Source organism: Streptomyces sp. cg40, assembly GCF_050320165.1.
GTDB classification, from domain to species: Bacteria; Actinomycetota; Actinomycetes; order Streptomycetales; family Streptomycetaceae; genus Streptomyces; species Streptomyces hokutonensis.
On sequence record NZ_CP190128.1, the window covers coordinates 4,164,588 to 4,190,278 of the forward strand.

The window sequence follows — 25,691 nt, forward strand, 5'->3', positions numbered from 1 at the left end:
GCCGTCATGGATCACGCGGACAAGGTCGATCAGGACGCAGTACTGCGGGCACGGACGATGTTGCTCGGATCGGGCCGACTGAGCCTCGGCCATCAGGTCGAGGCGTACCGAATGCTTTCGGTGGTCAGTCCTCTGACCTACCTGCCGAAGCTGACACAGGCACTGCTCTCGTACGGGTACGAGCCGGAGGTCCGGGACCTGCCTGAGGTGCGGTTGGCTCGCCATGCCGAGGCGGCTGTCACGGCACGGCGCGTCGACGCCGGCGAGCCGAAGAGGACCGAACTGCTGGTACGTGCCCTGTCCGCGTACCGGTACGAGCTGTATGCCGTCGGACGACGGGCAGAAGGCTTCGCTGTGTGCGAGGAGATGGCCGAGGCCGGGCGGTGGGGTTTCGCCCATGGGCAGGTGAGCAGTTCCGTGTACGGGCACGGGCCGCTGGCCGCCGTACTGGCCGAGGACGGGCGTCATCAGGAGGCCGCGGAGCTGTGCGGGAAGATGGTCCGAGCCGCTCGCTCGGAAGGCCCGGGGAAGGTCTCTTTCTGGGCCACGGTTGCATGGGCGGCCGAACTGGATGCCACCGGACGTCACGACGCGGCCCTGGAGGTGTTCGCGGAGATCGTTGACGGCAGCCGTACCGAGGTCGATGGCGAGGGAAGCTCCCCGCTGGCCATCGTGGTGTGGCAGCTGGTCCACCAGGCCGGGATGCTGGACGCCGCCGGGCGCCACGTCGAGGCTCGCGAGGCCCGACAGGACGCCCTGGCCTTCCTCTCCGAGCTGGACAGGACCGGGGAGCGCAGGAGTTGGAGCAACATCCTGTCGTGGTGGACCACTCTGTATGCCCTGTCGGGTCGATCGGCGGAGCCCGTGGGCCGTCCGAGTGCCCCGGCGCCCCCGTTCGGCCTGCCGTTCCTCGACTGGTCACCCGACATCAAGCAGACGTACTTCGAGAACCTGCCCGCCCTCGAAGAACAGGTCGCCGATCTGAGGAAGGCGGCCACGAGCGACCCCCGCGAAAATCTTCCGGCACTGGTGGCCCAGCACCGAAGACTCACCATCCGTTCAGCCCTGTACTGGGAGAAGCGCAGCCACCGCATCCTGAAGCAGCTCCGCCCGGTCTTCAACGAAGGGGTCGTGCTTGCACGCCAGTTGGCCGACGCGGTGGGCACGGATCAAAGCCGGGAAGCACTGGGACAGGTCCTGACCGACCGTTCAATGTTCCTTGTCGCCGCCAAACAGTACGGCGAGGCCTACGACGACTACCTTGAGGTCCTCGACCTGCTGGGCTGACGAGTCGGGTGGGCGGCCGGTCGAGGCGGGGATCATGGTCTCGTGACGAAGTGGACGAAGGAAACGCCTCCGGCCGGGCGGTCCGAGCAGGAGCCACAACTCTCGGCCTACCAGAGGGCGATGCGCAGCCGGCTTCTCGCGGCCTCCGTGGTGCCCGCGCCCAAGCCCTGGCGGCCTGTCTTCGAGTACGAGTACGGCGTCCCTGTCGGCGGACTGCTCGGCATCGGCTTCGCGACGGACCCCGATACCGGCCACGATCTGGTGATGGTCGTCTCGTACGACGGGCACGGTCTCTTCGACGCCGTCACCGGCGAGAAGATCGCAAGGGACCGCGACCCCGCCCCTGAGGACAGCACCCCCGACGCAGTCGCCGATCTGTCCTGCCCCGGGCTGGGGCCGCTCGCCGGAAGCCGCGTACGCATCGCCGGGCTCTCCGGCGGCGGACTGCACACCACCACCGAAGACGGCTGGGCCCTGGAAGTGGTCACCCCGGCCTGGCCGAACGATCGGATCCTGCTGTCCAGCGACGGCGGGCTCCCCCACGCGGGACCGCACGGAGAGGAGTGGTGGCACATCTTCCACTCGGACCACTCCACCTTCCGTGCAGCCGGCTTCTCCCCCTCCGGCCTGACGATCGCCGTGGCGACGAGCAGTGACCTCAGCCTGTGGACCCGCAGTACGGACGACCGTCAAGCCGACGGCCAGGACATGACCGAGTTCGGGTGGAAGAACAGAAAGGAGCGGAGTTGAGCGTCACAGGTGTGTGGATAGTCGGCGCCGTGCCTGACCAAGGGGTACGGGACGTGCTGAGCGCTTCGGTTCAGAACTGGTCGCCGGCACCGGTGCACCGTGAAGAGCTCGGGGAGCTGGCTTGGTGGCGACGCAAGGCGCAGGCGTCCATGTTCACCACGTCGACAAGCTCTCCCGGCGATTGGAGCGCCGGGGAGGACGCACTCCGACTGAGCACCTTCTTCGACGCCTGCCACGACGACTCCGACGGCGCGGAGGAGCTGCGCGACGCCGTCATGGACCAGTTCCCACCCGATGTCGAAGAGGGTTTGTTCGTGGCCACGGCGCGCAAGGCGAGCCCCTTCTCCGCCCTCGCCTACGCCCTGGGTCCCGACGCGACGCTGCAACTGCCGGGCTGGTTCGGGGACTTCCTTCTCGACGCCGGGCAAGTCCGCACTCAACTGCCTGCGGCCGAGGAGACTCTCACCCTGACCGGAGCCACACGTCGCGACGCGATCGAGCGGATCCATGCGTGGATGACCGGGCTGGGGGACGATCCCGCCCACGACGCGGACGAACTTCTTGACGGCCCGCTGCGCGTCCTCCGCCACGCCGCCCGTACGGGGCAGGGGGCAGCCGGCCAAGTCCGCTGGTACTGACGTGGTCGAACAGCCGATTGTGCCCCGACTTCGCGTGCCCGTCCGCGGCGAGTTGCACTCCGCCACGCGGCTGTTGCCCCAGGAACTCCCTTATCCCGTCGGCGAGGAATCACTCGCCCACCTCCTGGACGGGATCGCACCTGCTCCGAACCACGCCCCTGCGCCTCACGGACCGACGCCATAGGTCCCGGCGGGATACGGGATTCGGCGAGAACAACCCGTGGTCGTACGGCCGAACAGCTTCCCGTCCCTTTCGACAGCAGGGCATCGCATGACCGCGGCCAGAGGCAGCCGTCATTCAAGAGAACGTAATTTGACCGATTAGGATGAAAAGACGCCAAAGCCCACCACCGCGATGCCGATCACCTTACGGTCCCGGTATCTCGGCACGTTTCTGCCGATAAACGACAGAGGAGGCAGCGGTGGCACCCACTCACTCAGCGGTTCAGGTCCGGGTGAACGAAGGCGTTTTATGGGTGGCGGGTGAGGCTTACCCCTTGCGCAACATCTCCCACGTGGGACAACGCAAACTGGCGGTCGACAAGAAGGCGGCCTGGAAGCAGTTCATCGTGCGCTCGCTCATCTGCCTGTTCTTCGGCAGTTTCCTGGCGGCCGGCGCCGGAACCATCGGTGTGGTGATCCTGCTCGCCCTGGAGGCCCTGCTGATCTGGCGGCTCGTCACCGCGCTCGGCAAACCGGACCTGTTCGGCCTGGTCCTCAACACCTCGGGCACTCAGCGCGACGCCGTGTGGTCCACGGACAGCGGCGAGATCCACTATCTCGTGGGCGAGATCACCAAGGCGATCGGCCACCCGGACATCGCCCAGGTGATCTACAACGTGCAGCACGCCGTGCAGGGGGACCTCATCAACCAGTACGGGGCCGGAAGCATCGGCAAGGCCACCCACACCGGCTCCGGCAACATCGCGGCCTCATGAGCGGCGACAGTTTCCACCAGTACGGCGCCGGAAGCATCGGCAAAGCCACCCACAGCGGCTCCGGTGACATCGTGACCGGCGGCAAGAACGGGCCGGGACCGGAGGCGGGGCCGTCACTCGCCGGCCTGCTCAGGGAGATCGACGAGTTGAGGCGGTACCTGGACGCGAGCGACCGGGCGGAGGTCGACGCGACGGTCGAAGAGATCCGTTCGAATCCTTCCGAGGAACGATTCGGCAGGCTGCTGCGGAGGATCGCCGGCATCGCCGCCGTCATCGGGGAGGCGGGGGTCCCGGTGATCACCACCGTCAGGGCGCTGCTCGGCTCGTCGTAGTGCGAAGGGGCGATCCCCGATGGGCGAGGAGGACGGCCGTGGCACTTTCGACTCACGCGGTGCTACGGCCGGTTCGCCCGTGAAGCGGATGTCACACTCGGCGCCGTTCCGGCCCTCTTGTCGGCAGAACCGACTTGAAGCTTGAAGAGGGGAGACCCCCGTGAACATCGTCATCTTCGGGGCGAACGGAACGACCGGGCGGCTGGCCGCCGAACAGGCCGGGGCCGAGGGGCACGCCGTCACCGCTGTGACGCGACGTCCCGCGGACTTTCCGGTACGCGGTCCACGGCTGCGGGTGCTGGAGGCGGACGTGCTCGACCCCGCCGCGGTCGAACGCGCCGTGGCCGGGCAGGACGCCGTGATCTCGACGCTCGGCGTCCCGTACGGCCGAAGGCCGGTCACCGTGTACTCCGTCGGCATCCGGCACATCACGCGGGCCATGGCCAGGCACGACGTCCGACGCGTCGTCGGCGTGACCTCGACCGTGCTCTTCGGGACGGCGGCGCCCGGTGAGGGCCTTCTGTTCCGGAAGGTGCTGGAGCCGTCCGTCGTACGTTTCATGGGGCGCACCGTGTACGACGACATGCGGCGCATGGAGGAGATCCTCCGCGAGACCGATCTCGACTGGACGGTCGTCCGCCCCGGCGGCCTGTTCGACACCGACTCGGTGAGCGACTACCGGGTGGGCAGGGAGCGCCTTCCCGGCCGGTACACCGCGCGGGCCGACCTCGCGCACGAGTTGCTGCGGCAGGCCGTCGACGACGACCGGCATGTGCACGCCTTCGTCGACGTACGCACCACGCAGGGCACCCCGAGCTTTCTCGACCTGATCCGCAACGAGGCGTTCGGCGGCAAGGGCGAGAAGAGTGGGAACACGAAGGGGCGCGTCCATGGCTGACGGACGGTTCGAGTTCGACGACACGGTCCACCTGGCACCGGAGAGCTCGTTCGTGCTGCTCCCCCGGTGGCCGGTAGCACTGCCTGGAGGACCTGTTCGAGGCGGGGTCCACCGTGCTCACCGACGGCCGGATGGATCCTGCGAAGATCAATCCGGTCGCGGCCCCGTACGACATCGCGTACGAGGAGTCACCACAGGACGACGGGTGACGTGAGCACGGCCCGGCCGTGGAGTCCCGGCCGGTCGGCCTTGACTCCCGCCGGGCCGGCTCGGGGTCAGCCCTCCGCGCGGGCCGGCAGCCGCCATCCCGGGCGGGGGAAGTGGCAGGTGTAGCCGTCCGGGTAACGCTGGAGGTAGTCCTGGTGCTCGGGCTCGGCCTCCCAGAAGGGGCCGACCGGCTCCACCTCGGTGACGACCTTGCCGGGCCACAGGCCGGAGGCGTCCACGTCGGCGATCGTGTCCTCGGCGATCCGCTTCTGCTCGTCGTCCACGTAGTAGATCGCCGAGCGGTAGCTGAGGCCGATGTCGTTGCCCTGGCGGTTCTTGGTGCTCGGGTCGTGGATCTGGAAGAAGAACTCCAGGAGCGCGCGGTAGTCGGTCTTCTCAGGGTCGTAGAGGATCTCTATGGCCTCCGCGTGCGTGCCGTGGTTGCGGTAGGTCGCGTTCTCCACGTCACCGCCGGTGTATCCGACGCGGGTCGCCGTCACGCCCGGGAGCCGGCGGATCAGCTCCTCCATCCCCCAGAAACACCCGCCCGCCAGCACGGCCCTCTGCGTCTGCGCAGCCATCGCGATCCCTCCACTTTCTGTCGGCTCGGTCACCCACAGTCCACAACGCTCGGGGGCGCCCTGCGATTCCGCACCCCGCACACCGGCCGGAATGCCGTACGACTGGACGACCGCGCCGCCGTGCTCCCCGTCACCTTCAGTATCGCGCGGCGCTCTCGAGCAACGGCGGATACACGGCGCTCGGTACTCCGTCGACCGTCGCGCCCGCGTACTTGAGCATGGCCCCGACCTGCTGGTTGAGGTCGTGGGGGAAGTTGAGGGTGGGTGCGGACGCGTCGTCGAGGGTGGCCGTCTGGGCCGGGGTGAGCCGGAGGTCCAGGGCGGCGAGGTTGGCTTCGAGGTGGGAGAGGGTGCGGGGGCCGATGAGCGTCGAGGTGACGCCGGGGCGGGAACGGACCCAGGACAGGGCGGTGGCCGCGGAGGTCGCGCCCGCCTGCTCGGCCACCTCGGCGAGGGCGTCGATCACCTTGAACTGGGCGGGAGTCGGGGCGCCGAGGACGGCGGAGCGCCTGGTGTCGGCGGGAGTTGCCCGGGTGCGGGTGTATTTCCCGGACAGGTAGCCGCTCTTGAGCGGGCTCCACGGCAGGACGCCCATCCCCGCGTCCTGGGCCAGCGGGATCAGCTCGCCCTCGATGGTGCGTTCCAGGAGGGAGTACTCCAGCTGGAGTGCGGTGATGGGCGTCCAGTCGCGCAGCAGCGCCATGGTGTGGGCCTTCGCGGTGAACCAGGCGGGGGTGTCGGAGAAGCCGACGTAGCGGATCCTGCCCGCCGTCACCAGGTCGTCCAGGGTGCGCAGGGTCTCCTCTACCGGCGTGGAACGGTCGTGGTTGTGCAGCCAGTACAGGTCGATGTAGTCGGTGCGCAGGCGGCGCAGCGAGTCCTCGACCTGGCCGAGGATCGCCTTGCGGCTCGCGCCGCCGCCGTTGGGGTCGCCGAGGTGGAGGTTGCCGTAGAACTTGGTGGCGATGACCAGACGGTCGCGCAGGCCCGGGCGGGCGGCGAGGAAGTCGCCGAGGATCGCCTCGGAGTGGCCGTTGGTGTAGAAGTTCGCGGTGTCGACGAAGTTGCCGCCGCGGTCGAGATAGGCCTGGAGGATCTTCTCGGACTCCTCGACGCCGGCGCCGAAGCCGCCGTCCTCGCCGAAGTTCATCGCCCCGAGGCAGAAGGGGCTGACCTTGAGACCGGACCGGCCGAGACCGACGTACGAGTCGAGTGCGCCGAGTGTCATGAAAGTGCTCCTGTGGAGAGTGGGCGGGAAACCGACTCTTCGATCACACCACTGTGAGCAGGTATGTTGTTAGGGCGATACTGTCGTGCTCTTGCACGATCCTGTCGAATTGAGAGGTGGGTGGATGTACCCTCGCACCCTCCTGAGCGAACTGCGTGCCCTGATCGACCGGCACGCCGACCGTGCACCCCTCGCCGTCGACGGTCTGCTGCTGACCAGGGCGGTCCGGCCCGAGGAGCCGAGTACGAGTCTCGCCCGTCCGGTGCTGGCGGTCGTCGCGCAGGGCTCGAAGCGGCTCACCCTGGGCGACCGCGTCCATGACTACGGGGCCGGGCAGTACCTCGTCGTCTCGGTCGACCTGCCGGTCGCCGGCCACTACACACAGGCCGACCCCGAAGTACCCTTCCTCGCCTGCGGGTTCACCCTTGAACCCGCGAAGATCGCCGCACTGCTCCTGGAGGCGGGCGCCGACCCACTCCCTCGCAGGACGGCCCCGCACGGGCTCGCCGTGTGCGACGCGCCCGCCGAACTCCTCGACGCGACAGTCCGGTTGCTACGGCTGCTCGACCGCCCCGGCGACGCACAGATGCTCGCGCCGCTGATCGAGAAGGAGATCCTTTGGCGGCTGATCACCGGTGAACAGGGCTCTCTCGTACGGCAGATCGGGCTCGCCGACAGTCAACTCACCCATATCGGCAGGGCCATTCGCTGGATCCGGGACCACCACACGGAGACGCTCCGCATCGAGGACCTGGCCCGCCTGGCCGGCATGAGCGCCTCCCCCTTCCACCGGCACTTCCGCGCGGTGACGGCGCTGACCCCGATCCAGTACCAGAAGCGGATCCGGTTGCAGGAGGCCCGGCTGCTGCTGATGAGCGGCGCGCGGGACATCGCCGACATCGGTTTCGCGGTCGGTTACGACAGCGCGTCCCAGTTCAGCCGCGAATACCGCCGCGAGTTCGGCAGACCGCCGGGGCAGGACGCGCTCCGACTGCGGGGCGAGGCAGCGGCCTCAGCCCCATGACTCCCCCGGCAAAAGAGTGTGACGGCACCCCGTCAACAGGCTTTGATGCGTGCGTGAGTGAGCCGAGCAAGCCCCCCGCCCCCGTCCCCAGCACGTTCCTGATCGGCGGAGGATGGGGCACCCCTGTCGTCCACGAACCCTTCCTGCGCGCCGCGGGCGGATCCGCGCGCTCCGCGCCCCGTATCGGCTGTGTGATCGTCGACGAGGGGGACGGCGACGGGGACCGTCAATTCGCGCGCTACGACGGCGTGTTGAGGGGCGCCGCCGACTGCGTGCCTGTGCCGGCGCTCGTGCCGGTCGGCGGGCGCTTCGACCTCGGCGCGGTCTCGGACGTGGACGGGCTGCTGGTGTGCGGTGGGCTGACTCCCGCCTATCAGGACGCCTTCGCCGGCTGTCTCGGCCTGTTGCCCGGCCTCCTCGCCGAGCGGGGCATCCCGTACGCCGGGTTCTCCGCCGGAGCGGCCCTCGCGGCGCGGTCGGCCGTCGTCGGCGGGTGGCTGCTGGACGGCGTTCCGGTGTGCCCGGAGGACTCGGCGGAGGATCTCGAAGAGATCGCCGTACGGCCGGGGTTGGGGCTCGTGCCCTTCGCGGTGGACGTGCACGCGGCGCAGTGGGGGACGCTGCCGCGGTTGATCGCGGCTGTCAGTCGCCATCGGCTTCCGCATGGTGTCGCCCTCGACGAGAACACACTCGTCGAGGTGGCGGCGGACGGGCGTGCGCACGTCTCCGGGCTCGGGCGCGCGCACTCGGTGCGGCCCGCCCCGTACGACGGTGGTGTGCTCGTGCGGTCCTACGGAGCCGGCGGGTCGTTTCTCGCGCACTGAGCCCCCTGGCCGACCCGCTCCGACGGCAAGCTAAGGTAAGCCTTACCTGGCCAGTTTTCAGTGGAGAGTCGGAGTGACAGTGACAGTGCGTGCGTTCAAGAGGAAGGCTGTCACGGCGGTGGCCGCCGTGACCGTCGTCGGGGGGTTGCTGGCCGGGTGCTCGTCCTCCTCCGCCGACAACGATGCCGAGAAGACGACCGAGGGAACACAGAACAAGGTGATCGGCGCCTCGGAGGGGCCGTCCGCCGCACCGAGCACCCTCGCGACCGGCATGGGCGCGGACACCGACACCGACGGGACCTTCCCCCGTACCGTCACACACTTCGAGGGCAAGACCACCATCACGGCGAAGCCCACGAAGATCGCCGTGCTGAGCACCGGGCAGCTCGACGACCTGCTCTCCCTGGGCACCGTCCCGGCGGTCACCACCCGCGCCGAGAACGCCGGGCTCGTCCCCGACTACCTCGCGAAGGCCTTCCCCTCGGACAAGTCGGAGCTCGCCGCGATGACGGACGCGGGCACCCGCACCGCGCCCAACCTGGAGACGCTGGCCGCCGCCAAGCCCGACCTGATCCTCGTCAACGACTCGCTCGGCGACCTCTACCCCAAGCTGTCGAAGATCGCGCCGACCGTCGTCACGGCCGGCAACGGCATCAACTGGAAGCGCGACCTGCTGCTCGTCGGCGACGCGATCGGCAAGGGGCAGCAGGCACAGGAGCTGCTCGACGGCATCGTCGAGGACGCGCACGAGAAGGGCGAGGCGCTGTCGAAGACCTCCGTGTCCATGCTGCGGTTCACGCCCGGCCGGACCCGGATGTTCGGCGTCTCGTCCTTCACCGGTTCGATCGCGGTCGACATGGGGCTCGACCGGCCCAAGTCGCAGCAGTTCAAGGCGATTTCGCAGGACATCGGCGCGGAGAGCATCGACTCGGCCGACGGTGACTGGATCTTCTACTCGGTGCAGGGCGACGCGGGCAAGACGGACGCGGCGAGCGTGCTGGCCGGACCGCTGTGGAAGTCGATGAAGGCCGTGAAGGCCGGGCACGCGGTGAAGGTCGACGACGACCCCTGGTACCTCAACGCGGGCCCCACCGCCGCCCGCCTCGTCGTCCTCCAACTCGCCGAGGACATAAGCAAGTAGTGAGTTCCACAAGGTCATGAAGGTCATGAAGGTCATGAGCCTCAATCGCCTCGCCTGGCCGGCGGCCACCCTCGCGGTGGCCGCCGCCGTGCTGCTCAGCCTCGCCGTCGGCACCCGCCAGATCCCCCCGTCCGCGGTGTTCAACGCCCTTCTGCACGGCGGGAGTTCACCGGACGCCCTGGTCGTACGGTCGCTGCGGCTGCCCCGCACCGAGATCGGACTGACGGCGGGCGCGGCGCTCGGCGTGGCGGGCGCCGCACTCCAGGCCGTCACCCGCAACCCGCTCGCCGACCCGGGCATCCTCGGCCTCAGCCAGGGCGCGGCGGCCGGTGTCGTCCTCGCCATCGCGACCGGCCTCGCGAGCGGCTTCGAGGGCTACGTCTGGTACGCCTTCGCCGGTGCCGTCCTCGCCGCCTGCCTGGTCTACGGCATCGCCGCGCGCGGCCGGGGCGGCGCGTCCCCGGTCAAACTCGCCCTGGCCGGGACGGCGTTGTCCGCGATGACGGCGGGCGGGACGACCGTCCTCCTGACCTCCAGCTCGGCCACGCTCGACCAGTTCCGGTTCTGGCAGGTCGGCTCGCTGAGCGGGCGGGACGCCGGCACCGTCGTACGGATGCTGCCGTTCCTGGCGGCGGGCGCGGTGCTGGTGCTCGCCTGTGCGCGCGGGCTGGACGCGCTGGCGCTCGGGGACGAGACGGCGCGGGCGCTCGGGCACCGGGTGGGGGTCGTACGGGTGTGCGCGGCGCTCGGGGCGACCCTGCTGGTCGCGTCGGCGGTGGCCGCGGCCGGGCCGATCGCCTTCGTCGGGCTGGCCGTTCCGCACCTGGCCCGGCGCCTCACCTCGGGCGGACACCGCGCCCTGCTGCCCCTGTCCGCGCTGCTCGGTGCGGCGCTGCTGGTCGCGGCGGACGCGGCGGGCCGGGTGGTGCGGGCACCGGCGGAGGTACCGGCCGGAGTGATGACGGCGCTGGTGGGAGTGCCTGTGCTGGTGGTGCTGGTACGGCGCCGGGGAACCGCCCTATGACGACCAGCGGCGTCACGGTCCTACGCCCCCGCCCCGCCATCTCCCTGCTCCTGCACCGCCGTTCGGCCGTCGTGGCCGTAACTCTCGTACTGCTGCTGGCCGTTGCGATGGGCACGGCGGCCTGTCTGGGCCAGACCTACATCCCGCCCGCCGAGGTGTGGCACACGCTGCGTACCGGTCCGGGGCAGTACGACCTTGTCGTCAACGAGTTGCGGGTGCCGCGGATCGTGCTGGGCGCGCTGGTCGGGGTGGCGCTGGGGCTCGCGGGGGCGCTGGTGCAGACCGTCACGCGGAATCCGCTGGCCAGCCCGGACGTGATCGGGGTCGGGCACGGTGCCGCCGCCGCGACCGTGCTCGCGCTGTCCACCGGTCTTGTCGCCTCGCCGGGTGCGATGCCCGTCGTCTCCGTGGTGGGCGGGCTCGCCGCCGCCGCGCTGGTGTACGTGCTGGCGTGGCGGCACGGGATGCAGCCAAGTCGGTTCGTGCTCACGGGAGTTGGCATCGGGGTCGCGTTGTCGGCCGTCGTGCAGCTGTATCTCGCCGACAGTGAGCTGGAGGCCGCCGAGCAGGTCAAGTTGTGGCTGACCGGTTCGCTCAACGGGCGCGGCTGGGAGCAGGCGGGGCCGCTGGCCGTCGTCCTGCTGGTGTGTCTGCCCGCGCTGGTGTGGGCGGGCCGGGCCGTACGGCCGCTCGGGCTCGACGCCGATACGGCGGCGGCGCTCGGGGTGCGGGTGGACCGGACACGGCTCGCGCTGACCGTGCTCGGGGTGGTGCTGGCGGCGACGGCGACGGGGGCGGCGGGGCCGATCGGGTTCGTCGCGCTGACCGCGCCGCAGTTGGCCCGGCGGCTCACGCGCACGCCTCAACTGCCGTTGCTGTGCTCGGCGTTGACGGGGGCGGTGATTCTTGTCGCGGCCGATCTCGCTGCCCGCACGATCCTGCCTCCACTGGAGGTGCCGGTCGGTGCGCTGACCTCGCTGGTCGGGGGGCCGTATCTGTTGTGGCTGTTGGGGCGGAACAGGGTGGGGGGCTGAGGTTCGTCGGCGGGTGCGGGCCGGTGGGGGCTGGTCGCGCAGTTCCCCGCGCCCCTAAAAGCCGGACAGCACGGGCGCATATAAGGGCGCGGGACTGTATCAATTCCCGGCTCCGCCGCGTCGTGGGCGCGCGCCACCGCGCACCGCACCCCTCAAAACGCCTGTGCTGGTCCGACCCTTCAGGGGCGCGAGGAACTGCGCGCCCAGCCACAACGCACCGCGACCCTGAAAGCGCCCGTGCTGGTCCGACCCTTCAGGGGCGCGGGGAACTGCGCGGCCAGCCCCCACGCACCCGCACTCGAAACGCGACCGCCGTCAGATCGTCGCGGTGTCGATCACAAAGCGGTACCGGACGTCACTCGCCAGCACCCGCTCGTACGCCTCGTTGATCTGGTCCGCCGAGATCAGCTCGATCTCCGCGCCGAAGCCGTGCTCGGCGCAGAAGTCCAGCATTTCCTGGGTCTCCCGGATGCCGCCGATGCCGGAACCGGCGAGGGTCTTGCGGCCGCCGATCACGGAGAACAGGTTGAGGGAGACGGGCTCCTCGGGGGCGCCCACGTTGACCAGGGCGCCGTCCGTCTTCAGCAGCGAGAGGTACGCGCCGAGGTCGAGCGGCGCGGACACGGTGGAGATGATCAGGTCGAGGCTGCCGCGCAGTTCCTCGAAGGTCTTCGGGTCGCTGGTCGCGTAGTAGTGGTCGGCGCCGAGCTTGAGGCCGTCCTCCTTCTTGCTCAGCGTCTGCGAGAGGACGGTGACCTCCGCGCCGAGCGCGTGCGCGATCTTGACGCCCATGTGGCCGAGGCCGCCCATGCCGACGATCGCGACCTTCTTGCCGGGACCGGCGTTCCAGTGCTTCAGCGGCGAGTAGGTGGTGATGCCGGCGCAGAGCAGCGGGGCGGCCACGTCGAGGGAGATGCCCTCGGGGATGCCGACGACGAAGTTCTCGTCGACGACGATCTTCTCGGCGTAGCCGCCGTAGGTGGGCTCGCCGTTCTTGTCGAGCGCGTTGTACGTGCCGACGTTGCCGCCGGTGCAGTACTGCTCCAGGCCGGCCTTGCAGTTGTCGCACTCGCGGCAGGAGTCGACCATGCAGCCGACACCCACCCGGTCGCCGACCCGGAACCTGGTGACACCGGGGCCGACCTCGGAGACGATGCCGGCGATCTCGTGGCCGGGCACCATCGGGAAGATGGCCTCGCCCCAGCCCTCGCGGGCCTGGTGGATGTCCGAGTGGCAGATGCCGGCGAACTTGATGTCGATCAGGACGTCGAACTCGCGGACCGCCCGGCGCTCGATCGTGGTGCGCTCCAGGGGAGCCTTGGCGGCGGGGGCCGCGTATGCGGCGACTGTGGTGGTCATGCCGGAACACTCCTAGGGGGATGTGCGCCCGGCTGCCTTCCGGCCGGGCACGGTGTACAGCCTGCCCGAACGTTCTACGGCTACCCAGGCCACGCTTCTGCGTACGTCCGCTGTGCCTACCACCAGCGAGGTCAGGCTCATGGACGTACGACCGGGAATACTGGAGCACATGGACGAACAGCCCGAATCCGCCACCGAGCCCCTGGACCCCGGCCGGCCGCTGGACCAGCGTGCCGAGCTCAGCGAGTTCCTGCGCACCCGGCGGGCCCGGCTGAAGCCGGAGGACGTCGGGCTGCCGGACTTCGGACGGCACCGCAGGGTGCCCGGCCTGCGGCGCGAGGAGCTGGCGCAGCTGGCCGGGGTGTCGGTGGCGTACTACACCCGCCTGGAACAGGGCAACGGGCGGAACGTGTCGGCGGAGGTCCTCGACGCGATCGCCCGCGCGCTGCGCCTGACGGACGCGGAGTCCTCGCACCTCACCCACCTGGCGAAGCCGAAGCAGCACAAGAAGAAGTCGTCGGTCCCGGGGCAGCACGTGCGGGGGCCGCTGCGGCAGCTGCTCGACACGATCGACACGGTCCCGGCGTACATCACGGGCCGCCGCACGGACATCCTGGTGTGGAACCGGATGGCCGCGGCCGTCTTCGGCGACTGGTCCGAGCTGCCGCCGCAGGAGCGGAACTGGGCGCGGCTGGTGTTCCTGCGGCCCGAGTACCGGGACCTGTTCGTGGAGTGGGAGCAGAAGGCGACGGACATCGTCAGCATGCTGCGGATGGACGCGGGCTACTGCCCCGACGACCCGCGACTGTCCGCGCTGGTGGGCGAACTCTCCGTGAAGAGCCCGGAGTTCAGGCGGCTGTGGGCGACCCACGACGTCAAGGAGAAGACCTACGGCGCCAAGCGCCTCCTCCACCCGCTGGTGGGCGACCTCACCCTCCACTTCGAGGGCTTCCACCTCTCGGACGGCTCCGACCAGATCCTCGTCACCTACCACGCGGAGCCGGGCTCCCCCTCGGCCGACGCCCTCCGCCTCCTCGCCAGCTGGGGCACGGACGCGACCCGCGCGGGCACGGCGTCGACCGACCGCCCGGGGCTCACTCCGTGACACGGTGACCTCATGGCACCCCCGCTACAGCGAACTCACCCCTGATACGACGGCATCGATCCCCAGCCCCACCGCGGCACCGGTCGTTCAGCCGGTGGCTGGGGGTCCGGGCCGGAGAAGTAGACGGCCGGCCGCGGGTCGGTGGGGGCTGGTCGCGCAGTTCCCCGCGCCCCTTACGGGGCGCTGTACCAGCGCCGGACGTCCACGTGACGAAGGGCCCGCCGGAAGCTGTACTTCCGGCGGGCCGTTCGCTGTCGGCCTGCTCAGGTGCTAGCGCCTCCCTTGGCGTAGTACGCGTTGTAGATCGAGACCGTCGACTTGTTGCCCTTCTTGTCGGCGATCTTGGCGTGGAAGGAGATGGCCTTGCCCTTGGCGGGGTTGGTGACGGTGATCCTGCCGTTGACGACGGGGATCTTCTTCCAGGTCTGGCCGTAGTCGTACGACACCCACACGCCGAGCGACTTGAGGTTGCGGCCGGCTGCCGCGCCCTCGACGGTGACCGGGAAGGTCACCTTCTTGCCGGCCTCGACGCGGTTGTCCGGGCCGGTGACCGCGTGGAAACGGGCCGTGGAGACCGGGAGTTGGGCGACGGTGTCACCGGACGGCTTCTTCGAGGAGAACGTCCAGCTCGCGTCGATCCGGGTGGAGGCGGCGGCGACCCTGACGCTGCGGATGACCGAAGTGGTCAGCCTGTAGGCGGCGTTGGCGGCCGGGACCTTGAACGAGGCCTCGCCGAACAGCGGGTCCTTGTTGGAGCCGACCTTGGTGCCGTTGCGGTACAGGGTCGTGTCGACCGAGGTGAACGTCGACGAGCCCGGGTTGCCCTGGGAGTCGGCGAACAGCGGCAGCAGCCCGGAGATCTCGTTGCCCATGCGGAACACGCCGTAGTCGGCGGTGAGATGGGGGCCGAAGACCGCCGTGTTGAAGGTCTTGGAGTAGGTCCGGCCGGCCTTGAAGGTCTGGAGGTCGTTCAGGGTGTAGTAGGCCTCCGCGATCGGGAAGCCGTCCGCGTCGACCCCGCTGTCCTGCTCGAACTCCAGCTCCCACTGCACCCCGTTGATGGTGGAGACGTGCAGGGTGCGGGTGCCGGGCAGCTTCTGCTGGACGCCGGTGGCGGAGCCGCCGATGCCGTCGGGCAGATAGCCGAAGGCGGCCACCTGACCCGTCTTGCCGCTCGCCCCGGCGCCCATGTGGGCCTTCACCGTGGCGAGTTCGGTCGCCTTGTAGTGCTTGGTGTAGCCGGTGGCGAGCTGCTTGACCTTGGCCGCGGTCGTGGTGTCGTACTGCTCGTCGGCGCCCTTGACGTAGTGGGCGTCCCACTGCTCGGTCAGCGAACCGTCGGTGATCTGCGGACCGAGGTGCGCGGTACGGAAGTTGTCGTACGTCTCCAGGAACCAGCCGAAGGAGACGCCCCCGTCACCGGTCTCCAGCAGGTAGGCCGGTGACGCGAAGACCGACTTGGCCCCGGTGTCGGGCACCGTGATGTCGACCGGCTTGGTCGTACGGGCGTCGAGGGTCAGCGTGGTGTCCTTGCTGATGTCCAGCTTGGGCCGGGCGAGCCAGTCGGCGCCCTTGGCCGCGTCCTCCGGGTCCACGAAGATCGCGCCGTCGAGGACGTAACCGCCCTTGGGGACACGGACCTTGACGGTGCCCGAGGCGTCGTAGGGGCTGAAGAACTGGCCGTTGCCGAGGCCGGAGACGCCCGCCACCGAGGCGCTGTAGTAGGTGGCCGGGGTGCCGTCACGGTTGACGAACTTCAGTGTCAGGTCGTACGACTGCACCTCGCGCACGACGGCCGCGGCCGTACGGACGCTCTGTCCGCCGCCCGTCGCCGTCACATACGCGGAGTAGGCGCCGTCGAGCGTGCCGCCGAGCTTGGTGTTGACGGTCAGGGCGACCGAGGCCTTGCCGCCGGCCGGGACGGTCACCTTGGTGGCGCCCAGCTTGAAGAAGCCCGCGGGGGCGGTGTGGCCCTTGGGGTCGGTGGCCGCCGCCGTGAGGCCGAGGGTGACGGCCGTGGTGCCGAGGTTGCGGTAGGTGAGCTGCTTGGTGACCGGGGTGTCGTCGGTGTGCGGCCACTGCTGGACGCCGAAGCTCACCGACACCGGGTCGGCGATCACGCTCTGCTTGATGGCCCTGTCGACGGCGATAGGGCCCGAACCCTGCTGGAACGGCGTGTAGTTGCCGCCCTTCGCGGACCCGGTCAGCGCCCCCTTCAGCTCGGCGTAGCCCCACGTGGGGTGCTCCTGCTTGAGGAGGGCGGCGGCGCCCGCGACGTGCGGGGTCGCCATCGACGTACCCGAGATGGTCAGGTAGCCGGGCGGGTTCTCGCCGACCTCCTGGTCGATGAGGCTGCCGGGTGCGGCGGCTGCCGTGATGTCGACGCCGGGCGCGGTGACGTCCGGCTTGATGGCGCCGTCGCCGAGGCGCGGGCCGGTGGAGGAGAAGTCGGCGAGCTTGTCGTTGCCGTCGACGGCGCCGACGGTGATGGCCGCGTCGGCGCTGCCGGGCGAACCGATCGACTCCGGGCCCTCGTTGCCCGCCGCGATGGCGAACAGGATGCCCTTCTCGGCGGAGAGCTTGTTGACCTCCGCCTCCAACGGGTCGATCCCCGGGGTGTCCTGACCGCCGAGGCTCAGGTTGACGATGTCGGCGCCCTGCCCGGCCGCCCACTCCATGCCCGCCAGGATCCCGGAGTCGTCACCGGAGCCGGTGTCGTCGAGGACCTTGCCGCTGAGGATCTTCGCGTCGGGCGCGACGCCCTTGTACTTGCCGTGCGACTTCGCGCCGGTGCCCGCCGCGATGGACGCGACATGCGTGCCGTGTCCGACGCGGTCCTTGGTGTCGGCGGAGGTGGAGAAGTTCTTGGCCTCGATCACCTGGGTCTTCAGGTCCGGGTGGTCGGCGTCGACTCCGGTGTCCAGTACGGCGATCTTGACGCCCTTGCCGGTGTAGCCGGCGGCCCACGCCTTGGGGGCGCCGATCTGCGGCACGGACTTGTCGAGGCTGGCCCTGCGGACGCCGTCGAGCCAGACGTGCGCGATCCCGGAGGCCGTACGGTCGCCGTTGGTGACGGCGTCCCACAGCTCGGGGGCGTCCTGCTGCGGGGTCTGCACGGCGTCGGCGTTCAGGGTCTTCAGGGACCGGCGCAGCGTGCCCGCGTCGCGGACGTCGGCGCGGGTGGCGGCCGCGGTGCCCTGGTAGCCGACGATGACCTTCAGGCCGGTCTTCTGGGAGGCGCGCTCGGCGGACTTGTCGAGTTCGGTGATGTCGAAGAGCCGCTGGTCGAGCTTGCCGCTCGCGATCAGGCGGGCGGCGTCGGCGGGTACGACGAGCGTGTGCCCGGCGACCTTCCGCACCTGAACGGGTATGTGCTGACGGCCCTTCGCGGGTTCGAGTCCCACGACCCGGCCCTTGGCGTCGACGGTGACGCGGTCGCCGGTGATCAGGGTCAGGTGGTGCTCGCCGGCCAGCCGGGCCTGCGCGGCAGCGGCCGTACGCAGCGCGGAGCCGGTCGAACTCCCGCCGCTCTGCTCGGACTTCGCCGACGCCGGGCTGGTCATGCCCGCGGCGAGGGCGACGGCGGCGGCCGTGGCGACACCGGCCGCGCACGCTCTCTTCACTTGTCTGCGCAAGACTCCCCCTGGAGCTCAGGTACCGGGCGAATTCCCCATTCACCCGGCCGGGGGAAAGCTCGCACACCTGCGCGTACACCCCCCGGAACACGCAGTATGCCGAGGGGTGATCAACCGCTCAAGAGATGAGAGGAGGGTAAGAGGGCACGGCCGGAGAATGTTACGGGCCCGCGCGAACTCCGTTACCCAGTCGCCGGGTTCAGCCCGCGAGAACTCCGCTAAGGAGTCTTCTCTCACCGAACTCCCTTGCGCAGCACCGGAGTTACTTCGACCCCGCGTTCTCCTTCACCGTGATCTTGCCCTTGCGGATGGTGGCGAGACGCGGCGCCTTCTTCGCGATGGCGGAGTCGTGGGTGACCATGATGAAGGTCAGCCCGTGCTCCTTCCACATGCGCTCCAGTACGTCCATGATCTCGTCGCGCATCGACTCGTCGAGGTTGCCGGTCGGCTCGTCGGCCAGCAGCACCTTCGGCTGCTTGACGAGCGCGCGGGCGATGGCGACACGCTGCTGCTGTCCTCCGGACATCTCGCCGGGGAGGTGGCCGAGGCGCTCACCGAGACCGACCGACACCAGCGCGTCGGCGGCCCGCTGGCGCCGCTCCTTCGCCTTCACGCCCAGCGGTACGAGGGCGGTCTCGACGTTCTCCTGCGCGGTGAGCGTCGGGATCAGGTTGAAGGACTGGAACACGAAGCCGATGTTCTCGCTGCGGACCTTGGTGAGCTTGGCCTCGGAGAGCTTCGCCAAGTCGACGCCGTCCAGGACGATTTCGCCCGCGGTGGGGCGGTCGAGGGCGCCGATCATCTGGAGCAAGGTGGACTTGCCGCCGCCGGTGGGGCCCTGGATGACCAGGCGGTCGCCGTCGCCGATGGTGAGGTCGATGCCGTCGAGGGCGTGGACGGTTTCCTTGCCGCGCGAGTAGAGCTTGGTGACGCCTCTGAGTTCGTACATCGTGCAACTCCTGGGGAGGTAAAGGGGGTTGGGGCCCGTCGGTGGGACGGGCCCCATTGCGTCGTCGTTCGTCTGCGGCGCCGTCGTGGCTGGTCGCGCCCACGCGGCGGAGCCGCAAATTGATACAGCCCCGCGCCCCTTTGGGGCGCGACAGCTACCGCTACTCGACTCGGCGCAGCGCGTCCGCCGGGCGGAGTCGCGACGCGCGCCAGCCGCCGAAGGCGCCGGCGATCAGGCCGCCGGCGACGGCGAGGCCCACCGCGAGCCCGATGGTGGTGGCGTTGACGGGCGCGGTGAGCGCGACGTCGAGCGTCTTGGCCGCGGCCTGCCTGCCGAAGCCGCCGCCACCGCCGGGGCCGCCGCCGCCCGGACGGGCGGCGCCGCCGGCCGAGTTGCCGAGGGAGGCCGACAGGGTGGGACTGATCGCGGTGACGACGTACGCGCCCGCCAGGCCGAGCGCGATACCGAGGACGCCACCGACCAGACCGTTGACGACGGCCTCGCCGACCACCTGCCGGGTGACCCGGCCGGACTTCCAGCCGAGCGCCTTCAGCGTGCCGAACTCGCGCACCCGGCGGGAGACCGCCGAGGAGGTGAGCAGGCCGGCGACCAGGAACGCGGCGATCAGCACCGCGATCGACAGCCACTTGCCGACGCTGGTGGCGAGGGAGGAGGCGGTGGACAGTGAACCGGAGACGGTGTCCGCCAGGTCGGCGGAGGTGGTGACCGTCGTACCCGAGACGTTGCTGGTGATGGTCTTCTTGACGGCCGAGATCTGCTTGGAGTCGGTCGCCTTGACGTAGATCGTGGTGACCTTGTTCTTGTCACCGCTCAGGGTCTGCGCCTGCGTCAGCGGGATGTACAGGTTGGCCGCGGCGTCCCCGCTGGTCGCGGTGGCGATCCCGATGACCTTGTACTTGACGCTCTTGATCGTGACGGTCGAACCGACCTTGAGCTTCTTCTCCTTGGCGTACGCCGAGTCGGCGACGACGACCTTCGCGTTGGTCTCGGCGGTGGTGAAGGTACGGCCGCTGGTGATCTTCGAGGAGGTCAGCGGGCCGAGCGCGGGCTTGGTGACGTCCGTGCCGTAGACGGTGTACGCGTTGATGTTGAAGTTGGCGCCACCGCCGGTGACTTCGCCCTGCGGCGCGCCGCCGGTGCCGCCGCCGCGGTTGCCGCCGCCTCCGGTGCCGCTGCCCTGGTTCTGCTGGAACTGACCGCGGGTGAACTGGCCGTCGACCTTGACGACGTTGAGGCTGAGCCCGCCGACGGCGTCGGAAACACCCTTCTGGCCCGCGACCTTGGTGACGGTGGTGGAGGCCAGCGTCGTGAAGCCCTGGACCATGACGCGGTCACTGCTCTGCGTCTTGCTGTCGTCGTTGTTGTTGGCGTCGAACTGGAACCGCGGCTGCTGCGAGCTGCTCGCGCTGGCCGTGGCCGCCTTGGTGACGGTCATGTCCGTGCCGAGTCCGTACAGCGACTGGAGGACCTTGTCCTGCGCCTTCCCCATGCCGGAGGACACGGAGTTGACCACGATGACCAGCGCAATGCCCAGTGCGAGGCCGGAGGCGACGACGAGGGCCGCTTTTCTGCGGCGGCGCAACTCGCGCCTCAGGTAGGTGAAGAACATGGCCCGCAAGCTAGGTACAGCGCGTGATGATGCCATAAGGCCGACATAAGAGAACGATGAGAAGGCTGTCCGTGGGCAAAGAATGAGCCTCTGCGGGGCTGTCAACGGAGGCCCGGGATAATCCATTTCGCGATATTTTCGGAGGCGCGGGGCACGGCGCACCGATAGATTCCAGGAATGACACGAAGTCCCAGCTCAAGAGGCCCAGAACTCGATCTCGACGGGATCGAGGAGCTGTGCTCCGCCGCCACGCCGGGTCCGTGGTTCGTCAGGAGTCTCGACGACGACTACGCCATGAGCCTGGTCGCGGTCAGTACGACCGAGGACACCGGGCGGGGCGAGCGGTGGCCGGAGTTCGACCACGGCGAGTTGATCGCGGCGACGTTGGTTCAGCAGCCCCGGTACGTGGACTGCGCCGACGGGCGCTGGGACGAGAACGCGGCGTTCATCGCCATGGCCAGAGAGGCAGTCCCCCAACTGGTCGCGGAGATCAGGCGCCTTCGGGCTCTGCTCGACTCCTGAGCACGCACCACACCGTCTTCCGGTCCGCCGCCTGCTCCACGCCCCACCGCAGCGCCAGCGCGTCGAGAAGTGCCATGCCGCGGCCGTGTTCGTCCGTCGTCGCGGCGCGGAGGAGGACAGGCAGCGCGCGGGCGTCCGGGTCGGTGACCTCGACCCGCGTGCGGCCGTCGTCCGTATCGAGGACGCGGACCGTGACCGGAGTCCCCTCCCCCACGTGGTCGATCACGTTCGTCACCAACTCCGTTGCGCAGAGGCGGACGTCGTAGTCGTGGTGGCGGAGGTGGTCGCGAAGTTCCGGTACGGCCTTGGGAGTTGCGAGCAGACGGAGTTCGAACGTCACTGTTCCGCCGCCTTGCGGAGGGCGGCGGCGAGTTCACGGGCGGTGGCGATGTTGCAGTTCCCGAGCGCGACGAGGCCGGCGGCCAGGATGTCCACGCCCAGGGAGGGGAGTGTGATGCCGTGCAGACCGAGGGCCTCGCGGAGTTCCTCCACGCAGAGGGTCGTGTCGTAGGGGTCGGACATGAACGGGTGCCTCCTGTGCGCTCTGTGACGAACTCCTCACAGACTGGCGTCCCGCTGGCTACCGTAAAAGAGGTTTCGCGTTCGCGACCGGCGCTGCGGAGGAGGGCAAGTGGTGGCACGGGGCAAGGACATCGACGGCTCGATGAGCGTTCCCACCTTCTACGGCAAGGAGTTGCGGTGGAAGAGGGAGGAGGCGGGGCTGTCGTTGGATGCGTTCCTGAAGGGCATCTTCTACGGCAAGACGTACCTCAGCGACATCGAGCGCGGGGAGCGGAGGATGCCGCTGGATCTGGCACAGCACGCGGATCGGGTGTTGGGGACGGACGGGTTCTTCGAGCGGCATTGCGAGGATGTGCGGAAGGCTCGGCGGGGTGCGCACGCTGTGTACTTCGAGAAGGTCCTGGAGGCGGAGAAGTGCGCGGAGTCCATCGAGGAGTGGTGTCCCATCCTCTTCCCCGGGCTGCTCCAAACCGCCGCCTACGCACGGACGTTGGTCCGGTCTGCCCATCCGGCCGCCGAAGACGAGTGGGTCGAGGAGAAAGTGACGGCCCGGCTCAGCCGCGCCCGGCTCTTCGAGGACGACCACTCCACTCCGGAGTACTGGGTGGTGCTGCACGAATCGCTGCTCAGCGATCCGGTGCTACCGGCGCTGGAGATGGCCGAACAACTGGATCGGGTCGTGGAGTTGGCCGAGCGACGCCGGATTGCTCCGCAGATCGTTCCGCGGACGTGTGGGCCGCATCCTTTGATGGCTGCCTCCATCAAGGTCATGACCTTCCCGGACGCGCCACCGCTGATCTACATCGAGTCGTCGTACAGCGGTGACACCATCGACGATCCGGGCCTCGTGAAGCAGTACCGCAAGGCATACGATCGGCTCAGGGCCGTAGCGCTGTCACCAGTCACGTCCCTGGTCATGATCAAGGCAGCGGCAGAGGAACTCCGAAATGGCAAGCAACCGGACCGACTTGAGTGACGCGCGCTGGTTCAAGAGCAGCTACAGCAACGGCGACGGCGGGGACTGCGTAGAGGTCGCCGCCAACCTCCCCGGCCTCGTCCCCGTCCGCGACTCCAAGACCGCCCCCGACGGCCCCGCCCTCATCCTCACCGCCTCCGCCTGGACCCCCTTCATCACCGCCTTCCGAAAAGCGTGACACCAGACCCCAAACTGTCACGCTTTTTCAAAGCAAGTCCCGCGCTCCAGCTCAGCGGGAGGCCCCTAGGTTGGCTGCTGTGAGTGCGCGAGGGCGGGTTTACAGGTATGTCGGACCGGTCGACCTGAAGGCTGCGGTCCGGGGTGGTCGCGGCGGGTGCCCGATCAGATCGAGGGCCGACTTCAGCGGATGGATCGGTGAGCAGTCGGCGGCGGAATTGGCCGAACCGTTCACCTTCGTGATCGGCACGGACGGTGTGCTTCGACTGGGGCGGGCCGGTGGGCCGTGAGCGAGGTCAGCAACCAGTCCACCGGGTACTGCCCGGACACCAGCTCCTGGCCGGCGGTCGCCCGCGCTCTGGACGACGTGGAACTCGTGCGGCCCTCTGGCTTCACCCACGAGGTGGTCTTCCGGCGGTGCCCCGAATGCCAGGAACACAACATCGTGCGCGAGGACGACTTCGTCTGCGTCTTCTGCGACAGCGACCTGCCCGCGGCCTGGAACGTGGATCCCACAGGGCATGGGCCGGAGGACCAAGTCGGCTTGCCGGAGGCGCCGTAGCCGGTATCGTCGTCGGTGAAGAGGAACGAGCCCCCGCCACGGCGGGTATCCGTGACAGGGGCTCAGGCTCACTCAGGAGCCTTCGGAGGCCCCTACTAAAGCTGGGGGCCTCCGGCTACCTGGTGATCCACCAGAGCCAACACCTCCTCACGTGCTTGGCCCACGTTTCCGGCAGCAGCCGGGTGAGTCGACACACAAGAGTCAGCCGTGGCTTGGCATGACGTCCCATGGGTGCGCCTCCCTTTTCTCAGGGAGGCGGCCTTTTTTTGTACCCGGAGCCGCCTCACTTCGGGCCGGGCCCCGAGGGGACGGGACCCGGAACAAGGGAGGCGCACCCGAGGGTGCGTCATATGACGGATATTACCGTCAACTCACATATGCCGCCGCCCACTTGAGCAGGGCAACGGAGAAGGCGGTCACCCCCAGCCAGGGGGCAACCGCCTTCGAGCAGAACGGAGTTGGCGGGTCAGACCGCCGAACCCGCCTTCCACTGGGCCCAGTCCATGTTCCAGCCGTTGAGGCCGTTGTCGGGGGAGACCGTCTTGTCGCCGGTGTTGGAGACGACGACCACGTCGCCCACGATCGAGTTGTTGTAGAACCACGCCGCCGGCATGTTCTTGTCGCCCGCGCCCTTCACGTCCTGGAGACCCACGCAGCCGTGGCTGGTGTTGACGCTGCCGAAGACGGACGGCGAGCCCCAGTAGTTGCCGTGGATGAACGTGCCGGAGCTGGTGAGGCGGATGGCGTGGGGGACGTCCTTGATGTCGTACTCGCCCTTGCCGTCGTCGTCGGTGAAACCGACCGTCGCGCCGTTCATGCGGGTCTGGACGAACTTCTCGGACATCACCATCTGGCCGTTGTACGTGGTGTGTTCGGGGGAGCCGGCCGAGATCGGGATGGTCTTGATGACCTTGCCGTCCTGCTCCACCTTCATCTGCTTCGACTTCGCGTCCACGTACGAGACCTGGTTGCGGCCGATGTGGAAGGTGACCGTCTTCTGCTGCACGCCGTAGACCCCGGAGGCGCCCTCGACGCCGTCGAGCGCGAGCTTCAGCGTGACGGTGGAGTTCTCCTTCCAGTAGTCCTCGGGGCGGCAGTCCATGCGCTGGGTGTTGAACCAGTGGCAGACGACTTCCTGGCCGCTGGTGGAGGTGACCGTGATGCCCTTCTGGACGGCGGCCTTGTTGGTGATCGCCTTGTTGAAGTTGATCGAGACCGGCATGCCGACGCCGACCGTGGAGCCGTCCTCGGGAGTGAAGTTCCCTATGAAGCTGTTGGCCGGGGAGACCGTGGTGAAGGAGGCGTTCTCGTGGGCGGCGAGGCCGGCGGAGTCCTTGGCGGTCGCGGCGACCTTGTACGTCGTGGAGCGCTCCAGCTGGGCGCTGGGCTTCCAGCTGAGCTTGTCGGCGGAGATGGTGCCCGCGACGGCCGTACCGTCCGCGGTCGTCATCGTCACGGCCGTGAGCGTGCCCTTGCTGACGGTGACGGCGGCCGAGTTGTTGATGGAGGCGTTGTCCGAACCGTCCGCCGGTGTGATCTTGATCTGGGCCTCGGACGACTTCTTCGCCGCCGCCTCGTCGGCCTTCGACTGTGAGCTCTGGCTCGAGTCGCTGCCGGAGGACTTGTCGTCGCTGCCGGAACACGCCGTGAGCACGAGCACACCGCCGAGCAGTGCGGACGCGGCCACAAGACCCCTGCGCCGCTTACTGTCCGTCATCACACGCTTCTCCATCGTTGCCGAATCACCAAAAACCCGAGCGCCCCGTTGAACAGTCCTGGAAGAGTCCTAAACAGTTCTTAAGAATTCAACGCTACGACTGGTGCGCCCCGTTCCGCTTACCCACAATCTGTGGGGCACACCACGTCCACTGTGACGCCCGGAACCACTGAGACGACGAAACCCCGGACAGCGGTTGCCGCCCGGGGTCACATGGTCCCGCGCACGGCTCAGCCGACCACTGCCGTCCCGTCTGCTTCCTCGTCGCCGTCGACATCATCCTCGTCGAGGTCCCAATCCGGCGAATCCGGGTCGTAGTCGATCTCCTCGCTGCTCCATGAGGCCTGGGCCAGTTCGACCCCGGGCATCTCGCCGACCAGGTCGAACGGGTCGACGAGATAGGCGAGGGCCTCGGCGGTGTCTTCCGTCACAGCGCTCTCGGCGTGCACCCGCTCGTCCCCGGGCAGTTCCGGATCGTCGGCGATCTTGGCCAGCGCGGCCTTGGTCACGGCGTCCTCGTTCTCGACTTCAAGAACGAGTTCGACACGAAGGCGTACAAAACGTGATGTCTCTGGAGTGCTCATGCCGGGAGCGTACGGCCCACAGGCACCGTGACTTTCCCGCGACCCGC

At 69.1% G+C, this 25,691-nt stretch carries 25 protein-coding genes and 1 pseudogene; 16 read left to right on the top strand and 10 right to left on the bottom strand.

All coding sequences use genetic code 11. The features are described 5' to 3' along the window. Nucleotides 1–6: 6 nt before the first annotated feature. The 6 genes from ACQHII_RS18260 (at nucleotide 7) to ACQHII_RS18285 (ending at nucleotide 4,843) form a co-directional block, all read left to right on the top strand. Entirely contained in the window at nucleotides 7–1,287 is a 1,281-nt protein-coding gene (locus ACQHII_RS18260; protein WP_427920300.1) for a hypothetical protein, read from the top strand. A gap of 42 nt (nucleotides 1,288–1,329) precedes the next feature. Continuing rightward, complete coding sequence (locus tag ACQHII_RS18265) at nucleotides 1,330–2,037, top strand: hypothetical protein (RefSeq protein WP_427920301.1); 708 nt, start codon at nucleotides 1,330–1,332, stop codon at nucleotides 2,035–2,037. Nucleotides 2,038–2,066: 29 nt separating this feature from the next. After that, nucleotides 2,067–2,675 (top strand): hypothetical protein, encoded by a 609-nt coding sequence (locus ACQHII_RS18270; RefSeq protein WP_427920302.1) that lies wholly within the window; start codon nucleotides 2,067–2,069, stop codon nucleotides 2,673–2,675. 455 nt (nucleotides 2,676–3,130) lie between these two features. Continuing rightward, entirely contained in the window at nucleotides 3,131–3,613 is a 483-nt protein-coding gene (locus ACQHII_RS18275) for a DUF6232 family protein (RefSeq protein ID WP_427925342.1), read from the top strand. Further along, a complete protein-coding gene (locus ACQHII_RS18280; protein WP_427920303.1) occupies nucleotides 3,610–3,945 on the top strand; it encodes a hypothetical protein in 336 nt (111 codons plus the stop codon). Before ACQHII_RS18275 ends, ACQHII_RS18280 begins: the two co-directional genes overlap by 4 nt. 160 nt (nucleotides 3,946–4,105) lie before the next feature. Beyond that, nucleotides 4,106–4,843 (top strand): NAD(P)-dependent oxidoreductase, encoded by a 738-nt coding sequence (locus ACQHII_RS18285; protein WP_427920304.1) that lies wholly within the window; start codon nucleotides 4,106–4,108, stop codon nucleotides 4,841–4,843. Between the two features lie 275 nt (nucleotides 4,844–5,118). Here the strand turns inward: ACQHII_RS18285 and msrA are convergent, their stop codons facing one another. Together msrA and ACQHII_RS18295 are read right to left on the bottom strand one after the other, a co-directional pair. Then, complete coding sequence (gene msrA / locus ACQHII_RS18290; protein ID WP_026179176.1) at nucleotides 5,119–5,631, bottom strand: peptide-methionine (S)-S-oxide reductase MsrA; 513 nt, start codon at nucleotides 5,629–5,631, stop codon at nucleotides 5,119–5,121. Between the two features lie 136 nt (nucleotides 5,632–5,767). Further along, on the bottom strand, nucleotides 5,768–6,859 hold the full coding sequence (locus ACQHII_RS18295) for an aldo/keto reductase (protein WP_427920305.1): 1,092 nt from the start codon (nucleotides 6,857–6,859) through the stop codon (nucleotides 5,768–5,770). A 124-nt stretch (nucleotides 6,860–6,983) separates the two neighbouring features. Between ACQHII_RS18295 and ACQHII_RS18300 the strand changes: the two genes are divergently transcribed. The 5 genes from ACQHII_RS18300 (at nucleotide 6,984) to ACQHII_RS18320 (ending at nucleotide 11,906) form a co-directional block, all read left to right on the top strand. Then, nucleotides 6,984–7,883 (top strand): AraC family transcriptional regulator N-terminal domain-containing protein, encoded by a 900-nt coding sequence (locus ACQHII_RS18300; protein ID WP_427920306.1) that lies wholly within the window; start codon nucleotides 6,984–6,986, stop codon nucleotides 7,881–7,883. Between the two features lie 53 nt (nucleotides 7,884–7,936). Further along, nucleotides 7,937–8,707 carry a hypothetical protein gene (locus tag ACQHII_RS18305; RefSeq protein ID WP_427920307.1) on the top strand — a complete coding sequence of 257 codons (771 nt, stop codon included), beginning with the start codon at nucleotides 7,937–7,939 and terminating at the stop codon, nucleotides 8,705–8,707. A 118-nt stretch (nucleotides 8,708–8,825) separates the two neighbouring features. Then, complete coding sequence (locus ACQHII_RS18310) at nucleotides 8,826–9,848, top strand: ABC transporter substrate-binding protein (RefSeq protein WP_427925343.1); 1,023 nt, start codon at nucleotides 8,826–8,828, stop codon at nucleotides 9,846–9,848. A 34-nt stretch (nucleotides 9,849–9,882) separates the two neighbouring features. Continuing rightward, nucleotides 9,883–10,872, top strand: coding sequence for a FecCD family ABC transporter permease (locus ACQHII_RS18315; RefSeq protein ID WP_427920308.1), 990 nt, complete (start codon nucleotides 9,883–9,885; stop codon nucleotides 10,870–10,872). Continuing rightward, nucleotides 10,869–11,906 carry a FecCD family ABC transporter permease gene (locus tag ACQHII_RS18320; protein ID WP_427920309.1) on the top strand — a complete coding sequence of 346 codons (1,038 nt, stop codon included), beginning with the start codon at nucleotides 10,869–10,871 and terminating at the stop codon, nucleotides 11,904–11,906. Before ACQHII_RS18315 ends, ACQHII_RS18320 begins: the two co-directional genes overlap by 4 nt. A 315-nt stretch (nucleotides 11,907–12,221) precedes the next feature. Here ACQHII_RS18320 and ACQHII_RS18325 read toward each other — a convergent pair whose 3' ends face one another. After that, nucleotides 12,222–13,265 (bottom strand): NAD(P)-dependent alcohol dehydrogenase, encoded by a 1,044-nt coding sequence (locus tag ACQHII_RS18325; protein ID WP_427920310.1) that lies wholly within the window; start codon nucleotides 13,263–13,265, stop codon nucleotides 12,222–12,224. Between the two features lie 169 nt (nucleotides 13,266–13,434). Between ACQHII_RS18325 and ACQHII_RS18330 the strand changes: the two genes are divergently transcribed. Then, complete coding sequence (locus ACQHII_RS18330) at nucleotides 13,435–14,370, top strand: helix-turn-helix domain-containing protein (protein ID WP_427925344.1); 936 nt, start codon at nucleotides 13,435–13,437, stop codon at nucleotides 14,368–14,370. Between the two features lie 263 nt (nucleotides 14,371–14,633). Here the strand turns inward: ACQHII_RS18330 and ACQHII_RS18335 are convergent, their stop codons facing one another. From ACQHII_RS18335 to ACQHII_RS18345, 3 genes are all read right to left on the bottom strand, one after another. Next, nucleotides 14,634–17,993, bottom strand: coding sequence for a S8 family peptidase (locus tag ACQHII_RS18335; RefSeq protein WP_427925345.1), 3,360 nt, complete (start codon nucleotides 17,991–17,993; stop codon nucleotides 14,634–14,636). Nucleotides 17,994–18,267: 274 nt separating this feature from the next. After that, nucleotides 18,268–18,954 carry an ABC transporter ATP-binding protein gene (locus tag ACQHII_RS18340; RefSeq protein WP_427920311.1) on the bottom strand — a complete coding sequence of 229 codons (687 nt, stop codon included), beginning with the start codon at nucleotides 18,952–18,954 and terminating at the stop codon, nucleotides 18,268–18,270. A 160-nt stretch (nucleotides 18,955–19,114) separates the two neighbouring features. Beyond that, complete coding sequence (locus ACQHII_RS18345) at nucleotides 19,115–20,584, bottom strand: ABC transporter permease (RefSeq protein ID WP_427920312.1); 1,470 nt, start codon at nucleotides 20,582–20,584, stop codon at nucleotides 19,115–19,117. Between the two features lie 177 nt (nucleotides 20,585–20,761). Between ACQHII_RS18345 and ACQHII_RS18350 the strand changes: the two genes are divergently transcribed. Then, nucleotides 20,762–21,106, top strand: coding sequence for a hypothetical protein (locus ACQHII_RS18350; protein WP_427920313.1), 345 nt, complete (start codon nucleotides 20,762–20,764; stop codon nucleotides 21,104–21,106). On the opposite strand, the gene ACQHII_RS18355 is transcribed toward ACQHII_RS18350, so the two are convergent. After that, nucleotides 21,075–21,446 (bottom strand): ATP-binding protein, encoded by a 372-nt coding sequence (locus ACQHII_RS18355; RefSeq protein ID WP_427920314.1) that lies wholly within the window; start codon nucleotides 21,444–21,446, stop codon nucleotides 21,075–21,077. The genes ACQHII_RS18350 and ACQHII_RS18355 overlap by 32 nt on opposite strands. Next, entirely contained in the window at nucleotides 21,443–21,628 is a 186-nt protein-coding gene (locus tag ACQHII_RS18360) for a hypothetical protein (protein ID WP_427920315.1), read from the bottom strand. Before ACQHII_RS18360 ends, ACQHII_RS18355 begins: the two co-directional genes overlap by 4 nt. A gap of 112 nt (nucleotides 21,629–21,740) precedes the next feature. Here ACQHII_RS18360 and ACQHII_RS18365 point away from each other — a divergent pair, with 112 nt between their 5' ends. The 3 genes and pseudogenes from ACQHII_RS18365 (at nucleotide 21,741) to ACQHII_RS18375 (ending at nucleotide 23,343) form a co-directional block, all read left to right on the top strand. Next, complete coding sequence (locus ACQHII_RS18365; RefSeq protein WP_427920316.1) at nucleotides 21,741–22,604, top strand: helix-turn-helix domain-containing protein; 864 nt, start codon at nucleotides 21,741–21,743, stop codon at nucleotides 22,602–22,604. Continuing rightward, a complete protein-coding gene (locus tag ACQHII_RS18370) occupies nucleotides 22,576–22,782 on the top strand; it encodes a DUF397 domain-containing protein (RefSeq protein WP_427920317.1) in 207 nt (68 codons plus the stop codon). The genes ACQHII_RS18365 and ACQHII_RS18370 overlap by 29 nt, the downstream gene beginning before the upstream one ends. 79 nt (nucleotides 22,783–22,861) lie before the next feature. Next, nucleotides 22,862–23,343 (top strand): annotated as a pseudogene (locus ACQHII_RS18375) (hypothetical protein). Nucleotides 23,344–23,809: 466 nt separating this feature from the next. Here the strand turns inward: ACQHII_RS18375 and ACQHII_RS18380 are convergent. Together ACQHII_RS18380 and ACQHII_RS18385 are read right to left on the bottom strand one after the other, a co-directional pair. Then, entirely contained in the window at nucleotides 23,810–25,060 is a 1,251-nt protein-coding gene (locus tag ACQHII_RS18380) for a L,D-transpeptidase (protein WP_427920318.1), read from the bottom strand. Nucleotides 25,061–25,290: 230 nt separating this feature from the next. Next, nucleotides 25,291–25,644, bottom strand: coding sequence for a hypothetical protein (locus tag ACQHII_RS18385; RefSeq protein ID WP_200712146.1), 354 nt, complete (start codon nucleotides 25,642–25,644; stop codon nucleotides 25,291–25,293). Nucleotides 25,645–25,691 lie beyond the last annotated feature (47 nt).

Coding starts and splice junctions, on each gene's coding strand:
- ACQHII_RS18260 (WP_427920300.1), top strand. CDS start 7: ATGGATCACGCGGACAAGGTCGATCAGGACGCAGTACTGCGGGCACGG.
- ACQHII_RS18280 (WP_427920303.1), top strand. CDS start 3,610: ATGAGCGGCGACAGTTTCCACCAGTACGGCGCCGGAAGCATCGGCAAA.
- msrA (WP_026179176.1), bottom strand. CDS start 5,631: ATGGCTGCGCAGACGCAGAGGGCCGTGCTGGCGGGCGGGTGTTTCTGG.
- ACQHII_RS18295 (WP_427920305.1), bottom strand. CDS start 6,859: ATGACACTCGGCGCACTCGACTCGTACGTCGGTCTCGGCCGGTCCGGT.
- ACQHII_RS18300 (WP_427920306.1), top strand. CDS start 6,984: ATGTACCCTCGCACCCTCCTGAGCGAACTGCGTGCCCTGATCGACCGG.
- ACQHII_RS18315 (WP_427920308.1), top strand. CDS start 9,883: ATGAGCCTCAATCGCCTCGCCTGGCCGGCGGCCACCCTCGCGGTGGCC.
- ACQHII_RS18320 (WP_427920309.1), top strand. CDS start 10,869: ATGACGACCAGCGGCGTCACGGTCCTACGCCCCCGCCCCGCCATCTCC.
- ACQHII_RS18325 (WP_427920310.1), bottom strand. CDS start 13,265: ATGACCACCACAGTCGCCGCATACGCGGCCCCCGCCGCCAAGGCTCCC.
- ACQHII_RS18330 (WP_427925344.1), top strand. CDS start 13,435: ATGGACGAACAGCCCGAATCCGCCACCGAGCCCCTGGACCCCGGCCGG.
- ACQHII_RS18340 (WP_427920311.1), bottom strand. CDS start 18,954: ATGTACGAACTCAGAGGCGTCACCAAGCTCTACTCGCGCGGCAAGGAA.
- ACQHII_RS18345 (WP_427920312.1), bottom strand. CDS start 20,584: ATGTTCTTCACCTACCTGAGGCGCGAGTTGCGCCGCCGCAGAAAAGCG.
- ACQHII_RS18350 (WP_427920313.1), top strand. CDS start 20,762: ATGACACGAAGTCCCAGCTCAAGAGGCCCAGAACTCGATCTCGACGGG.
- ACQHII_RS18360 (WP_427920315.1), bottom strand. CDS start 21,628: ATGTCCGACCCCTACGACACGACCCTCTGCGTGGAGGAACTCCGCGAG.
- ACQHII_RS18370 (WP_427920317.1), top strand. CDS start 22,576: ATGGCAAGCAACCGGACCGACTTGAGTGACGCGCGCTGGTTCAAGAGC.
- ACQHII_RS18380 (WP_427920318.1), bottom strand. CDS start 25,060: ATGACGGACAGTAAGCGGCGCAGGGGTCTTGTGGCCGCGTCCGCACTG.
- ACQHII_RS18385 (WP_200712146.1), bottom strand. CDS start 25,644: ATGAGCACTCCAGAGACATCACGTTTTGTACGCCTTCGTGTCGAACTC.